Annotated in this window: 13 protein-coding genes, 1 tRNA gene and 1 pseudogene; 12 read left to right on the forward strand and 3 right to left on the reverse strand. The window is 65.3% G+C overall.

Annotated elements, in window-relative coordinates:
* Window positions 1–3 precede the first annotated feature (3 nt).
* The 6 genes and pseudogenes from J2S53_RS02915 to J2S53_RS02940 all read left to right on the forward strand — a co-directional run.
* Window positions 4–723, forward strand: coding sequence for an ABC transporter permease (locus J2S53_RS02915; protein WP_456239642.1), 720 nt, complete (start codon window positions 4–6; stop codon window positions 721–723).
* A 265-nt stretch (window positions 724–988) separates the two neighbouring features.
* The gene (locus J2S53_RS02920; protein WP_456239643.1) at window positions 989–1708 is read left to right on the forward strand and encodes a GNAT family N-acetyltransferase; all 720 of its coding nucleotides are present in this window, start codon (window positions 989–991) and stop codon (window positions 1706–1708) included.
* A gap of 687 nt (window positions 1709–2395) precedes the next feature.
* A complete protein-coding gene (locus tag J2S53_RS02925; RefSeq protein ID WP_456239644.1) occupies window positions 2396–2728 on the forward strand; it encodes a type VII secretion target in 333 nt (110 codons plus the stop codon).
* Window positions 2729–2736: 8 nt separating this feature from the next.
* Window positions 2737–3456 (forward strand): hypothetical protein, encoded by a 720-nt coding sequence (locus J2S53_RS02930; protein ID WP_456239645.1) that lies wholly within the window; start codon window positions 2737–2739, stop codon window positions 3454–3456.
* On the forward strand, window positions 3457–3837 hold the full coding sequence (locus J2S53_RS02935; protein WP_456239646.1) for a hypothetical protein: 381 nt from the start codon (window positions 3457–3459) through the stop codon (window positions 3835–3837).
* A gap of 118 nt (window positions 3838–3955) precedes the next feature.
* Window positions 3956–4087, forward strand: a pseudogene (locus tag J2S53_RS02940) (GNAT family N-acetyltransferase); the annotation flags it as partial.
* Between the two features lie 204 nt (window positions 4088–4291).
* On the opposite strand, the gene J2S53_RS02945 reads toward J2S53_RS02940, so the two are convergent.
* A complete protein-coding gene (locus J2S53_RS02945; protein ID WP_456239647.1) occupies window positions 4292–5545 on the reverse strand; it encodes a sensor domain-containing diguanylate cyclase in 1254 nt (417 codons plus the stop codon).
* A gap of 125 nt (window positions 5546–5670) precedes the next feature.
* Between J2S53_RS02945 and J2S53_RS02950 the strand changes: the two genes are divergently transcribed.
* Window positions 5671–6054 (forward strand): hypothetical protein, encoded by a 384-nt coding sequence (locus J2S53_RS02950; protein ID WP_456239648.1) that lies wholly within the window; start codon window positions 5671–5673, stop codon window positions 6052–6054.
* Between the two features lie 241 nt (window positions 6055–6295).
* Here J2S53_RS02950 and J2S53_RS02955 read toward each other — a convergent pair.
* Window positions 6296–6372 (reverse strand) — tRNA-Pro (locus tag J2S53_RS02955).
* Between the two features lie 119 nt (window positions 6373–6491).
* On the opposite strand from J2S53_RS02955, the gene J2S53_RS02960 reads away from it, so the two are divergent.
* The 3 genes from J2S53_RS02960 (at window position 6492) to J2S53_RS02970 (ending at window position 9246) form a co-directional block, all read left to right on the forward strand.
* A complete protein-coding gene (locus tag J2S53_RS02960; RefSeq protein WP_456239649.1) occupies window positions 6492–6878 on the forward strand; it encodes a DUF5313 family protein in 387 nt (128 codons plus the stop codon).
* Window positions 6879–7059: 181 nt separating this feature from the next.
* On the forward strand, window positions 7060–8382 hold the full coding sequence (locus J2S53_RS02965; protein WP_456239650.1) for an aspartate aminotransferase family protein: 1323 nt from the start codon (window positions 7060–7062) through the stop codon (window positions 8380–8382).
* Between the two features lie 204 nt (window positions 8383–8586).
* Window positions 8587–9246: a class I SAM-dependent methyltransferase gene (locus J2S53_RS02970; protein ID WP_456239651.1), complete on the forward strand. Its 660-nt coding sequence runs from the start codon at window positions 8587–8589 to the stop codon at window positions 9244–9246.
* 38 nt (window positions 9247–9284) lie between these two features.
* Here the strand turns inward: J2S53_RS02970 and J2S53_RS02975 are convergent, their stop codons facing one another.
* Entirely contained in the window at window positions 9285–10820 is a 1536-nt protein-coding gene (locus J2S53_RS02975) for a glycosyltransferase family 39 protein (protein ID WP_456239652.1), read from the reverse strand.
* Between the two features lie 183 nt (window positions 10821–11003).
* Here J2S53_RS02975 and J2S53_RS02980 point away from each other — a divergent pair, with 183 nt between their 5' ends.
* Window positions 11004–11624 carry a TetR/AcrR family transcriptional regulator gene (locus J2S53_RS02980; protein WP_130467026.1) on the forward strand — a complete coding sequence of 207 codons (621 nt, stop codon included), beginning with the start codon at window positions 11004–11006 and terminating at the stop codon, window positions 11622–11624.
* A gap of 800 nt (window positions 11625–12424) precedes the next feature.
* Window positions 12425–14341: a 2-oxoacid:acceptor oxidoreductase subunit alpha gene (locus J2S53_RS02985; protein WP_456239653.1), complete on the forward strand. Its 1917-nt coding sequence runs from the start codon at window positions 12425–12427 to the stop codon at window positions 14339–14341.
* The last annotated feature ends 14 nt before the right edge of the window (window positions 14342–14355 follow it).

Consider the following 14355-nt stretch of genomic DNA (forward strand, 5'->3'; position numbering starts at 1 on the left):
GCCATGCTTTCCATCGCCCACAGTGAGCTGATCCAGATTTTTCGGAACAGGCTGGTGCTGGTATCCGGTTTCGTGATGCCCGCGGCGGTCAGTGCGTTCTTCATCCGGCAGCACGAGCTCTTCGCGTCCGTGGCCAGCCTCGGCTACATCGCTGCCATCGTGCTGTTCACCGTGGGGGCGTTCGGGTTCTACACCACGGCTGTGACCACCCTGGCCTCTCGCCGCCAGAACCTGTTCCTCAAGCGGCTGCGCTCCACCGCAGCAGGTGACGCCGGAATCCTCGTCGGCTTGCTGCTGCCGCTCTCCGTCATCGCGCTGGCTCAGGTGGTGGTCATCCTGACCGTGCTGGCCGTGGTCGCCGGTCTGCCGGACAACATCGCTCTCCTGGTTACGGCCGTCCTCACGACGGTGATCATGATGCTCGGCCTGGGACTGGCCACGGCAGGACTGACCAATTCCCCCGAACACGCCCAAGTGACCACGCTGCCCGTCACTCTCGGCGTCATCGGCGTGGCCAGCTGGGTGGGTATCACCGGCACCGAGCGGTTCACCCTGCTCAAGCGATTGCTACCCGGCGGGTCGGCCACCGAGCTGGTCGTCAATGCCTGGAACGGCGGCGCCGCTGTGACGGACTCCCTGCTACTGCTCGCCCCCACCCTGGCGTGGGTCGCCGTCGCCGTTGTGCTGGCCTCTCGCCTCTTCCAGTGGGAACCGCGCCGTTAACGCGAGACCGGCAGCCGAGCTTTCCCGGCATCGGTGCCGACCCACAGCGCCTCACCGGAGAGACTCTCCCGGGGGCGCCCGCGTGAGTCGGAGGGACTCCATCCTCATAACTCGGCCCTGTTGGACTCGGGACGGTCGACTCGTCCAGTGTGGTTGGTCCTGCGGCCGAGCCCCGGGCGCCCGGTAGCGAGGGGAGCGGGCGGTGGGATGCTCCGGACGGCGGAGCTCACCGCGAACACCTGCCAGGCGGAGGAGGGGCACCACGATGGTCGATCGCGACGCCGAGGTACTCGACGACCCCGTCGGCGAGTCGTTGCGCGGGAACCACGCGCACCTGGCTCGCCTGGTCGGCCGGGCGGCCACCTACACGCCGGAGGTCGCCACCTTCTGCGCGTTGCCCGGCGAGCCGGACCAGGACTCGTGGTCGGAGCTGGCGGAGCTGCTTGGTCGTGGCGAGCTGGCCGACATGTTCAGCTGCCCGGCGAGCCCGCCGTCGGACTGGGAGCCGGTCTTCTCCCTGGAAGGTCTCCAGCTGATCCGTCCCGCCGGCAGTCACCCCGGTCACGACCCACTCGAGCACGACACCTGCGAGCACGGTCCGGCCGTGGTCGAGCTGGGAGCCGACGACGTTCCGGAGATGCTCGACCTCACCGCGCGGACCGCCCCGGGGCCGTTCCGGCCCCGCACGCACGAACTCGGCACCTACCTGGGCATCCGCGAGAGCGGCACGCTGGTCGCTATGGCGGGCGAGCGGCTCCGCCCCACGGGCTGGTCCGAGATCAGTGCCGTCTGCACCGCTCCCGAAGCGCGCGGACGAGGCCACGCCGCTCGGCTGGTGCTCGCGATGATCGAGCGTATCGAGTCCCGGGGCGAGCGTCCGTTCCTGCACGTGGTGGCTGCCAACACCGGCGCTCGCGCGCTCTACGAACGGCTCGGTTTCGTGGTCCGCAAAGCGGTTACCTTTCGCGGGTTCCGGACGCCGTGACGGCTTCGTGAACCGGACTGACGGCGACCGGTCGTGCTTCTCCGAAGCCTCACTCGCCCCGTACAACCGCATCGGAGAAGTTGCTGTGGGGCTGGTTCACGATCACTGACTCGCCGTCCTCGGATGCGCGAGCTTGAACCAACCGAGTCAACGAAGCCGCGTAGAAGACGAACGGGGAACCGAACAGTAGAAGGAACCCGAGCCCCAGAGCACCTCCGAGCACGCTGCTCGGATGACCGATAATCAGACGTGCGACAAGCGCCCCGGATACCAGCAAGAGAGCAGACCAGAACATGAGCTGCGTAAGTACGAACAAAGCTGTCCGCGTCCGTGCGCATCGATCGCAGAGGGGCCAGTCCCGGACGCTCACAATCTGGACTTTGCGTGTCTTCTCGCCAAGACGGCCAGCCACACCGAGGGGATTGGCACTCATGAAGCGGTTTCCCTGAGGCTGGGCACGCGACTGGAGCGCGAAATCCCGACTGCGCGTCGCAGGTCGTCCGTGTCGCACGCAGTGCGGTGGTAAGTTACCCGGTGTCCCCGTCATCTTCGCAGGCAAGACCACTTCTTGTCGTTGATTCATCTGCTCTCCAACGGATGTCGAACCGACAGTACGAATTTGGTGTGATATTTTCTAGGATAGTATCAGGTGGGCGGTAAGTTGCCAAAAATGTAACATCTTGATTGATGAGCAATGTATGGAGGATCATGGGTTTTAGAGCAAACCGCGAAAGTATTCAGGAATTCGGCGAGAGAATGAACGGTCTGGTAAGTGATTCTCAAGCGGCTGAATCTTATGCTAAAAAGTGGCTCTCATTCGGGTACTCTGAAGGCCGTATGTTCTTCACTGCGGTAGAGGCCGCAGAAAACGCCAGGAATGCCTTAGTCGCCAACTATCAACGGCTGGCCGAAGTCCAGCGTTCTTCGTCTTCAGAAGTTGACAAGGCAGCTCACTTGTACGAACAGATGGACCGTGATGCGGCAGCGCGCCTGGACAACTCCTACAAGGAATCTAACTAAGGAAAATTATGTCGCAGAAACCGGCAGATGAATTAACTGAACCAGAGTCTTCCGATCCAATTCCTGATCTTGCGGAAAACGTTATAGGTGCCAGTCAATATATCAGTGTCGCATACTGGACTGGCAGAGCTCTCGACATGGCGCTCGGGTTTAATCCTGGAGAGTGGGTTTCCGAGCAATTCTCAGGTGAATGGCAAGTCGTGCAGCAAGCCGGAATAGCGCTTGGGAATTTGAAAAAATTCAATGCACAGTTTGCGCAGTATATCGACGAATCGACGAAGAATTTATCTGAGGATTGGGAAGGAGTCGCGGCGGATCAGGCCAGTGCATATTTCGCTGGCTTATCCAGAGCAGTACGTGAACAGCAAGAAACACTTGATGGGCTAAGTCAGCAGTTCGATCAGATGGCTACGGGGATGTACGAGACAGCAAAGGCCATTAAAGGATTCCTGGACATGCTTCTCGATTATGCGATAGCAATGGGGATTGAACTCGCGGCCGCAGCTTTGAACAGCTGGAATGTGATCGGATCAGTAGCTGCTGGAGCGGCATTTGCCGCGACTTTAACGAAGGCGATGGGAGTAGCTGGCCAGGCGATCCAGGCACATACTGTTGCATGGAACTCCGTTCAAGCCACTGTTGGCGTTATCGCTGGTTATGCCTCCTCTCTTGAGGGTATCGAGCATCACATCCTTCCTGAAAGCAGCTATGATCATCCTGGAGTGTGAATGTCAGATCAAGATCGAGAGCCAATGATGGATGTATCTCGCGGTGATGTCGGGTTATCCCGACACCTGAGGAATTCATTAAGGATTATTCGCGATAAAACTGACGACGAAGAATTCAGAAAACTGGCAGATGATGTAATCGCGGGAAAGCGGGGTCTTCGGGAGGCGAGTCAATCCGCCTCGTTTTCCAGAGTGTTGGATTATCAAGTAGAAAAAGCTTCAACGGAAATGGCGGAAATGAGTGACGAAGAACGTGAAGAGCTCGCGCTTTCAGGCGAGCAGCAATTAGCGGATTTGGGAGTGGATTCTTCGAGGGGGACTTGCTCCAGTGTTGAGGATCTGGAAGATACTGATTACAGCAATAAGACATGGTTGCATTAGCCGGATTCGGATAACTTTTATGCCTGTCTGAACCTGTTCGCTCCTATCCTGTTAACAGGTGGGCGCGGTAGGCGAAATTTAATGTTGCAACGCCGCGCCACCTGAGTCAGCGATTGAACGTATCGAGTTCCGGGGTGAGCGTCCGTTCCTGCACGTGGTCGCTGCCAACACCGGCGCTCGCGCGCTCTACGAACGGCTCGGTTTCGTGGTCCGCAAAGCGGTTACCTTTCGCGGGTTCCGGACGCCGTGACGGCTTCGTGAACCGGACTGACGGCGACCGGTCGTGCTTCTCCGAAGCCTCACTCGCCCCGTACAACCGCATCGGAGAAGTCGCTGTGGGGCTGGTTCACGGTCATACGAATCTTCACCGGACTCGATTCCCGGTGTCTCGCCCGGCAGAATTGTGAAAGTGATCTCTTGCGCTCAGATTCGGAGTCACCGCGGGGTTGTCGAGCTACAAGCTGTAATTGTGCTTGCGAACGTACATGTCCTGATCGGCCTCGTTCTTCAGACCCCGGTAGGAGGTCGACGGATCGCGGGTGGTGGACATTCCGACGCTGGCCGTGACTCGGATGTGTCCACTCGTTGTGGCGGTCGCGGTATTGAGTCGGTGCTCGACCCTGTTACGCAGCTCGACAGCCTTCGCCTGGTTGTCCAGATAGGCGAGGACGACGAACTCGTCCCCTCCGATGCGGGCCACGGTATCGCCGGAGCGTACGGCGTTCGAAAGCTCGTGCGCCACGGCTCGCAGGATCTCGTCGCCCGCGTCGTGGCCGTACTGATCGTTGACCTCCTTGAACCCGTTGAGGTCGACCAGCAGTACGACCAGTACGCCGTCGGATTTCGACAACGCGCAGAGCTCCTGCTGGAATCGGTCGCCGAGCAGGGAACGGTTGGCTACGTCCGTCAGCGGATCGTGCAGCGCCATGCGGGTCAGCTCGGCCAGACGTTCCTCGTTGACCTGCGTATCGTCGCCGATCGGCTCGTACTGGCCGATGACATAGACCGGCTGGTCGTCGAGTCCTCGAACGAGACCCAGCCTGCCCAGGACCCACCGGGCATGGCCGTCCCGGTGTCGCAGGCGAATCTCGACTGTCCCCGAGTCGGTGCTTCCGTTACGGAACTCGGCGTTCAGGGCATCGACCTGTGCCTGGTCCCCGTCGTAGATCAGACCGGTGCACAGTTGACCGATTAGTTCCTGCCTGCCCAGACCGACCAGTTCGCAGAACTTGCCGTTGGCCTCGGTGAGACGTCCCTCCAGATCCATCGATGTCACCCCGACCGGTGCGTTGAGCAGCGTCTGCTGCCACAGTCGCTCCGACTCCCGGCGCGCGGTGATGTCGTGAAACTGGGATACGAACATCTCGGGGGAGCCGTCCGACGTCCTGATCAGCGAGCTGTTGACGAGGACGAGGACGGCACGGCCGTCGGAACGCAGTAGCCGCTTCTCCGAGGTGAAGCAGTCGATCTCCTCCCGTACGAGGCTGTCGATCGTCTCTCGTTCCAACGCGTAGTCACCCGGATATGTGACTTCCGCGGGTGACAGCCGCAGCAGCGTCTCCCGGCCGTAGCCGAGGAGATCGCACAGGGCGGGGTTGACATCCAGATGGCGCCCCGACAGGTCGACGAGCGCGATCGGGCCCGCTGCCTGATTCCACAGGGCTTCCCACAGCACGTGTTCCCTCGCTCGCCACGCTCTGGCCTCCACGGCATCCACGCTAACCGCCGGGGGCCGGATTCACCGCTCGTCTCCCCGCGGGTACTCGTCGCGCTCTCGTTTCCTCGGTCGTCAAGCAGCGAGCATGTCCTCGGGTGCCGAGGTAGAATGAATTCGTGAGTACGCCGGACCACCCGTTGGAATCGATCTACAACGCGCGGACCGAACTCGAAAACGCCGCACAGAGCCAGCGCCATACCCGTCTCGACGAGATGGATTGGACCGCTTACGGTTCGGCTCTGGTGGGAACGCTGGGTGCGATGGCCGCGTTCGCGGGTGAGTTGGTTTCCCAGATCGACGAGGACGATCGCGAACGGCTCTACCGCCATGCACTGCAGGATCACCCGCACGAGGCGCTCGATCGGGCGGTCGAGCATCTCAGCAATCTGCGGCAGGTGCTGAATCAAGCCTCTGAGCAGGCCCAGGGCTACTGGGCGGAGGTGCAGCACATCCAGGAGACGACCGCACCGCCTTCCGACGAAACCGGTGAATCCCGGTAATTCGGAGGTTGTGCCGTTCCGTTTCGGGTACTCCGATCCTGTCGCGTTCGAAATCGCGGTGAATTGTTCGGGCACGATGAGTGGTGCGACCAGGATTTTCTAGGTTCGGTGAAAACCACGACGATACCCCGGCCGTGCGACGTGCTCGTATCGTCGTACCGAATCGAGACCAACACAGGGAAGGGACAATGAGGAGCCCCGCTGACTCGGCACATCGTACCGGATCAGCGGGGCTGAGTTCTGGTCGGGACGGCGGGATTCGAACCCACGACCCCCTGACCCCCAGTCAGGTGCGCTACCAAGCTGCGCCACGTCCCGCTCTTCTGTTGAACTGTGATCAGCTTACACCACCTCCCACGGCCCGGAGCACGGGGGTGGCGGTCATGTTCACCCGCCGGTGGCGAGCGAGCCGCGGCAGGCGAGCTATCGTCGAGACGATGGGGAAGCACCGGCCCAACCCTCCGCAGTGGGTCTGGTACACGTTCGGCGGCAAGCTGCCCGCTCACCTCGCCGAATGGGTACTGCACGACGTGACCTGCCGTACCTGGGTGCTCCGCCATCTCCTCCGCGCCCTGACGCAGCTCGCCCCGTTCTGCGTGGTGGTGCTGCTGTTGCCGGGCCCGCTCTACATCCGGTTGTCCTCGGTCGTCCTGGGCCTGCTGGTGGGATTGTTCTACTCGATCAGCGCCATGGGCGAGAGCTGTGAACACCGCGTGATCAAACACGGCTACCCACCGGGGATCGGGCGTGAGACCCGCGCGATGTACCGCGAGGTCCGCAGGGCGACCCGGGACGACGCGCGCAGGCGCGGACGACCCGAATGAGTCCACCCGGACGAACCCGGCCACCAGACCGGTCGGATACCCCCGGCCGGAGAGCCCATCCGAAGCCGCTCCGTTCGCGCGCTTCGGTATTGCCCCGCCCACGATTCGCCCATAGGTTCGAGACCACGCTGGCCCGAAAAGCGGTCCGGCGGTATCAACGGCGTGGCTGACAGGAGTGACGATGAACGCCGAAGCGGGCTTCGACCAGGACGGAGAGCACGCACGCTTGGCGCGGCGGCGTGCCGCGGTGATGCCGTCCTGGCTGTCGACCATGTACTCCGAGCCGATCGACATCGAGAGCGGATCCGGCAGACACGTGTGGGACGGCGAGGGAAACCGCTACCTCGACTTCTTCGGCGGCATCCTCACGACCATGACCGGCCACGCCGTGCCCGAGGTGACCGAGGCCGTGGCCGAGCAGGCGGGCAGGATCCTGCACTCCTCGACGTTGTACCTGAACCGGCCGATGGTGGACCTGGCGGAACGGATCGCCGAGTTGTCGGGCCTGGACGACCCCAGGGTCTTCTTCACCACCAGCGGCACCGAGGCCAACGACACCGCTCTGCTGCTGGCCACCGGTTACCGGGCCTCCAACCAGATCCTGGCGCTGCGCAACAGCTACCACGGCCGTTCGTTCGCCTCGCTGGCGGTGACCGGCAACCGGAGCTGGTCGCCGAGCAGTCTCTCACCGGTGCAGACCAGCTACGTCCACGGCACCCGAAGGCGCGGCACCATGCTGGAGGGGCTGAGCGACGAGGAGTTCACCGAGGCGTGCGTGCGCGATCTGGAGGACACCCTCGATCAGCTGTACGGCAACGTGGCGTGCTTGATCGCCGAGCCGATCCAGGGCGTCGGTGGGTTCGCCGCGCCCCCGGACGGCCTGCTCGCGCGGTTCAGGGAAGTGCTGGACCGGCACGGCATCCTGTGGATCAGCGACGAGGTGCAGACCGGTTGGGGGCGCACCGGCGAGCACTTCTGGGGCTGGCAGGCGCACGCCGACAACGGCGCGCCGGACGTGGTCACCTTCGCCAAGGGGATCGGCAACGGCCTTCCGATAGCCGGTGTGGTCGCCCGGGGTGAGGTCATGGACAGCGTCGCCGCGAACTCGATCTCCACCTTCGGCGGCAGTCCGCTGACAGCCGCCGGCGCGCTGGCGAACCTCGACTACCACCAGCGCCACGACCTGCGGGAGAACGCGCGCCGGGTCGGTGCGGTGCTGCGCGACGAACTGCGGCCCGCCGAGTCCCTGAACCCGGTTGCCGAGATCCGCGGCAAGGGGCTGATGCTCGGTGTCGAGCTGGTGCGAGCGGACGGAACCCCCGCTCCCGAGACGGCGGCCGCCGTCACCGAGCGGGCGCGGGAACGCGGAGTGCTGATCGGCAAAGGGGGACTGGAGGGAAACGTGCTGCGCATCGCCCCGCCGTTGAGCGTCACCGAGGAGGAGACGACCGAAGGGGCTCGGGCGCTGGTCGAGGCGTTGCGCGCCGCGACGCCCGCCGTGTGATGCCCGGACGGGCGTAGCAGCGGCCACAGCCGCGCTCCCGCTTCACCGGGCGCTAGGCTGGTTGCCAGTAGGGGTGGTTCGCTCCGGCGTGGCCGTCCCGAACCCCGTGACGCCCGGAGTCAGACATCGTGCCGGGTTTCCGGTCGAAATACCGCCACGATCGGTGACCCCGGCGTGGACAGGACCGAACGAGAAGGCCATTCGTTGACACGATCCCAGCAGACCGGATCCGGTGACCCCGCCGGACCGGCATCCCGCAGCGGTTCGCTGCTGTCCGAGTACCGCACTTTCGTGAACCGGGCGGTGCGCGAACCCTCCACCATCGGTGCCGTCCTGCCCAGCTCTCCCGTGCTGGCCAGGGAGATGGCAGCCGTCGTGCCGAGCGTCGAACAGCCGGTCGTCGTCGAGCTGGGCCCCGGAACCGGCGCACTCAGCGGTGCCATCGCCGAACGCGTCCCCCAAGGGGGACGCCACGTCGCCGTCGAGGTCGACCCCGGCATGTGCGAGCACCTGCGCACCGCCGCGCCCTGGTTGGAGGTCCTGCAGGGGGACGCGATGCGGCTGGGCGAGCTGCTCGCCGAGCACGGGATCGAGTCGGCGGACGCCGTCGTCAGCGGGCTGCCCTGGTCGCTGTTCGCCGCCGAGTCGCAGCGGCGGATCCTGCGCGAGATCGGTTCCGTACTGGCACCCGGCGGCGGATTCACCACCATCGCCTACGCGCACGCGCTGGGGATGTCGGGTGCCCGGCGATTCCGGGATCGACTGGGAGCGGCGTTCGACGAGGTGATCACCTCACGCACCGTCTGGCGCAACGTGCCGCCCGCCCGCGTCTACGTCTGCCGCAGGCCCGTGGCGCGTCGCTGAGATTCCGGGCTGGGCTTCCGGTCGGCGGGCCGCGACACTCACATCCCGCGGATCCGGGGCCACAGCTCGGACCAGCTCAGCTCGGGCTCGGTGTAGAGGGTGACGGCGACACCGCGCGCGATGTTGACCACGTTGTGCTCGGTTCGCACGGTGTCCAGCTGCCGCCGGTCCCCGAAGTGGGGCGCCAAGGGGTGCTCGCTGCCGACGTAGAGCATCGCGCGCGCCGAATCGGGCGGGGCTCCGAAGAACCAGTACCCCCGGTGCGGGCTGTAGATCCGGGGTATCCCGAGTTCCCGCCCGTGCACGTCCAGTGCCGCCGCGGCCGGGTAGCTCTCCGCGACCACCACGGTGTCCTCGCGCAGTTCCGCGGGCAGCTCGCGGTAGGCCCTCGCGGTGGTTCGCGCCAGCGCTCGCCATCCCGTCTCGTACATCCTGCTGTAGCTGGGCAGCTCGGGGTGGGCGGCCAACAGCGGCAGGGGATAGATCGGCAGCAGCGCGATCGGCAGCAACGCCGACAGCGGATAGACCACCCACGGGACCCAACGGGCCCTGTTGTGTCCGCGTAGTTCGCGGCGGCGCCGCAGTCCCACCGCGCCCGCGGCGAACAGCAGCCCGAACGTTCCCGCCGGATAGTTCGGTCTGCCACTGGCCGCGAGGAAGAACAGCACCAGTCCCAGTACCGTCCACCCCAGGAAACGGTACTCGGCGAGTTCGGGAGCTCGCAGCAGTTGCCACAGCCCGTAGCAGCACAGCACCGCTCCCACCACGACCCCGGAGTAGAGCAGCGCGTTCGGCACGAACAGCAGGCGCCGCGTCTCACCCGCCACCACCGCGCCCATGTCCAGGGCGGGCCATCCGTTCCGGTGCTGCCACAGCAGGGTCGGCACGGACGTGACCAGTACCGCTCCGGCGCCGAACCACACCGCCGGCCTGCGCAGCATCCGACGCGGCCCGACGGCGAGCACCGCCAGTAGGACAGCCACGCACAACAGGACCACCTGGAACTTGGTCTGCACCCCCACGATCGCGACCGCCGTCGTGCCCCACAGCAGCCTGTCTCTGCGAAATCCGGCTCGGTGCCACCGGGTCCAGCGGATCAGCAACCACAGGATCAGACCCCACTCCAGCGGTGCGAGCGTGGCGGCGGCCAGCCAGTGGCCGCTGAGCAGCAGCCACGGTGAGATCGCGTAGGCAGCGGCCGCCAGGGTCTGTGCCCGGTGATCCCCACCGAGCTCCCGGGCGATCAGGGCGGTGAGCACGATTCCGCCCGCGGTCACCAGGGCGGGGACGAACCGCAGCACGAGCAGTGAGTCCGGAGCCAGCGCGTCGGCCCACCGCGCCAACAACGGGACCAGCGGCTGCTGGTCCATGTATCCCCAGTCCAGGTAGTACTTGCCCGCGGCCAGGAAGTACAGCTCGTCCGAGAGGTAGCCGTAACGAGGGCTCAGCACCAGCAACAGGGCTGTGATCGTTCCCGCGAGCAGCAGTACCGGCACGCGTGCGAACGAGGTGGCCTCCATCGCCGCACGCGTGTTCGGGTTCCGCCGCTCGGCGGTGGACAGGGACGCGGACACCGAAACTCCTCCAAGCGAACTCGACCACGATCAGCCTAGGTCCCGCCCAGGCGGCGCGGGATCAAGTGCCCGAGTCCGGTCGCTCCCGGACAAGGCCGGACCGCGAGCACGGCGGAGTTCCACCCGTCGGGCACTACCGCTGCTTTCGGGCGAACTCCCGCCTGCGCCCGGACAATGTCGTTGATGACCGGTGGAAATCGGACGAGCGGCAAGGAGCGTGGTTCCGGGCGCAGGGCGGAGCTGCTGTCCATGGCGGCCCGGATGTTCGCGACCCGCGGGGTGGCGGCCACTACGATGCGTGAGATCGCCGACGAGGCGGGGATACTGTCCGGCAGTCTCTACCACCACTTCGACTCGAAGGAGGCGATGGTCGACGAGATCCTGCGGGAGTATCTGAACGCGCAGCTGGAGCGATTCCGCCGAGTGGTCGACGCCGGCCACGACCCGCACACCACGGTGGGCGAGTTGATTCACGAGGCGTTCGCGGCGTTGCACCGCCATCGGTGGGCGATGGCCGTCCTGCACAACGAGGCCGGATACCTCGCCGGGTTCGACAGGTTCGGCTACATCGACACCGCGAACCGCGACTTCGAGCGCATCTGGGTACGTGTGCTGCGGCAGGGCCAGCGGACGGGGGTGTTTCGCGCCGAGCTCAGTCCCCGGCTGGCGCACCGGTTCATCCGGGACTCCGTCTCCGCCGCCGTGCGCTGGTACAACCCCAGCGGCCGCATGAGCGTTCAAGGGATCGCGGAGCAGTACACCCGTATCTTCCGCGACGGCATGGTGGTATCCGGCCGAGATTGAATCGCGAGAACCTAGCACGGGGTCTCGCCTCCACCACGTGATCCGTGCCGCGCGAGGACACACCGGCTTCCCCGCACCGGTGGGGACGCCCGAGCGTCGTGGTCGCGGGTGATGTGGCTGCCGCCCGGTGACGGCGGAAAAGCCCCGCCATTCGATATGGTGGAAATCACATCTCTTTTTTCGGTCGAGTAGTGGGAAATCGCGCCGCCGATCAGGTGTCGTCCCGAATGGGCGTCCGCTGTTTCGAATGCACGGACGGAACGGGGTATCCGCCACCGAGCCGGCATCCGCTCGCGTGAGCGGGCTCGAGGTGCACGACGGCACCGTGCCGAGCCGTTCGTGCCGTGCTCACGGATCCGACGTGCGGATCGGGACACGTGCCGCCGGAACGCGGAACCGCTGCCGTGGGGCTGGTTGTGGGATGCGCAGTGGTGATGCCGTGCTCACGGTCGGCGCGCCGGAGGTACGCCACCCCTGCCCACCTCGCTCGACCGTCGCCGAGCGGGTGCTCGCCACGTAGCCCGAGCCCGTCGTGGCGGTTTTCACTGTCGTGGGAGGTATTCGAATCGGTCACGTCGATTCTCGTTTCCGTCGTCGACCGCGCTTCCTCCCGTGCCGTACGGAACGGGGTTTCCCGGAAAACGGAATGCGACGACTGCCGAGTTCGTTGTGCCACGAGTATGCTGCGGACAGGTTGCGACTTGATCGCCGGACGCGGCTCAGGGTACGAACAGCGGCGGTGGACGAGTCGCCCATTCCGCGATGGGGGCTTCCTCGCACGGTGAAAGGGAACTGGTCAAGTGGTGGCGACGAACGGGCAACAACCCGCTGAGCGAGCGGGAGCCGGGGCTGACGAACAGCAGCCGGACACGCAGCGCAAGGTGAACCGCGTCGTGATCCGGTTCGCCGGGGACTCCGGCGACGGTATGCAGCTGACCGGCGACCGTTTCACCTCGGAAGCCGCCGCGTTCGGCAATGACCTGGCGACCCTGCCGAACTACCCGGCCGAGATCAGGGCCCCCGCGGGAACCCTCCCCGGAGTCTCGAGCTTTCAACTCCACTTCGCCGACTACGACATTCTCACACCCGGTGACCGGCCGGACGTGCTGGTGGCGATGAACCCGGCCGCGCTCAAGGCCAATCTCGGCGATCTTCCGCACGGCGCGACCGTGGTGGTCAACACCGACGAGTTCACCAAGCGCAACCTGAAGAAGGTGGGCTACGAGCAGTCTCCGCTGGAGACCGATGAGCTCGACCGGTTCACGCTGCACCGGGTGGCGATGAGCGAGCTGACCAAGGGAGCGGTGGCCGAGACGGGGCTGACCCGCAAGGAGGCGGAGCGCTGCAAGAACATGTTCGCGCTCGGGCTGCTGTCGTGGATGTATCACCGTCCCACCGAGAACACCGAGCGCTTCCTGCGTGAGAAGTTCTCCGGCAAACCGCAGGTGGCCGAGGCGAATCTGCTCGCGTTCCGGGCGGGATGGAACTACGGGGAGACCACCGAGTCGTTCGCGGTGACCTACGAGGTTCAGCCCGCCAGCCTGCCCGAGGGGACCTACCGGCAGGTCACCGGCAACCTCGCGCTGTCCTACGGTCTCGTGGCGGCCGGGCAGCGCAGCGAACTCCCGGTGTTTTTGGGCAGCTATCCGATCACGCCCGCCTCCGACGTGCTGCACGAGATGGCCAAGCACAAGAACTTCGGTGTGACGACCTTCCAGGCCGAGGACGAGATCGCGGGTGTGGGGGCCGCGTTGGGGGCCGCCTTCGGTGGTTCGCTCGGCGTTACCACCACCTCCGGACCGGGGCTGGCGCTGAAGTCGGAGACGATCGGACTGGCGGTGGCCCTGGAGCTGCCGATGCTGATCTGCGACATCCAGCGTGGCGGGCCGTCGACCGGGCTGCCCACCAAGACCGAACAGGCCGACCTGCTGCAGGCGCTGTACGGCCGCAACGGGGAGTCGCCGGTACCGGTGCTGGCGCCGCGTTCACCGGCGGACTGCTTCGACATCGCCATCGACGCCGCACGGATCGCGTTGACCTACCGCACCCCTGTGCTGTTGCTCTCGGACGGGGCCACGGCCAACGGCTCCGAACCATGGATGATCCCCGAGGTGGCGGACCTTCCCGACCTGCGGGTCGACTTCGCGACCGAGACGAACGCAACCGACGGTTCCGAGGAGTTCTGGCCGTATCTGCGTGACCCGCGGACCCTCGCCCGACAGTGGGCGATTCCCGGTACGGCCGGTCTGGAGCACCGCGTCGGCGGGTTGGAGAAGCTGGACGGCAAGGGCAGCATCTCCTACGACCCGGACAATCACGACGCGATGGTGCGGCTGCGGCAACGCAGGATCGACGGCATCGAGGTGGACGACATCGAGGTGGATGATCCCGGCGCTGACGCGCGAGTGCTGGTGCTGGGATGGGGTTCGTCCTACGGGCCGATCGGTGCGGCCTGCCGCAGGCTGCGAGCGCGCGGAATGTCGATCGCGCAGACACACCTGCGCCATCTCAACCCCATGCCGGGCAACCTCGGCGAGATACTCCGGCGTTACGAGCGAGTCGTGGTACCGGAGATGAACATGGGGCAGTTGGCGATGTTGCTGCGATCGCGGTACCTGGTGGACGCTCAGTCCTACACCAAAGTCGCGGGCTTGCCGTTCCAGGCCGAGGAGTTGGAAAACGTGCTGTCCGATGTGGTTCAGGGAGTCGAGCTGTGACGACGAATCTGGGA

The organism is Actinopolyspora lacussalsi (assembly GCA_030803735.1).
Lineage (GTDB): Bacteria > Actinomycetota > Actinomycetes > Mycobacteriales > Pseudonocardiaceae > Actinopolyspora > Actinopolyspora lacussalsi.

Bases quoted from the DNA above. Each gene is read 5' to 3' on its own strand.
- J2S53_RS02915 (WP_456239642.1), top strand. From the start codon at position 4: ATGCTTTCCATCGCCCACAGTGAGCTGATCCAGATTTTTCGGAACAGG.
- J2S53_RS02930 (WP_456239645.1), top strand. From the start codon at position 2,737: ATGTCGCAGAAACCGGCAGATGAATTAACTGAACCAGAGTCTTCCGAT.
- J2S53_RS02935 (WP_456239646.1), top strand. From the start codon at position 3,457: ATGTCAGATCAAGATCGAGAGCCAATGATGGATGTATCTCGCGGTGAT.
- J2S53_RS02980 (WP_130467026.1), top strand. From the start codon at position 11,004: ATGACCGGTGGAAATCGGACGAGCGGCAAGGAGCGTGGTTCCGGGCGC.
- J2S53_RS02965 (WP_456239650.1), top strand. From the start codon at position 7,060: ATGAACGCCGAAGCGGGCTTCGACCAGGACGGAGAGCACGCACGCTTG.
- J2S53_RS02920 (WP_456239643.1), top strand. From the start codon at position 989: ATGGTCGATCGCGACGCCGAGGTACTCGACGACCCCGTCGGCGAGTCG.
- J2S53_RS02960 (WP_456239649.1), top strand. From the start codon at position 6,492: ATGGGGAAGCACCGGCCCAACCCTCCGCAGTGGGTCTGGTACACGTTC.
- J2S53_RS02925 (WP_456239644.1), top strand. From the start codon at position 2,396: ATGAGCAATGTATGGAGGATCATGGGTTTTAGAGCAAACCGCGAAAGT.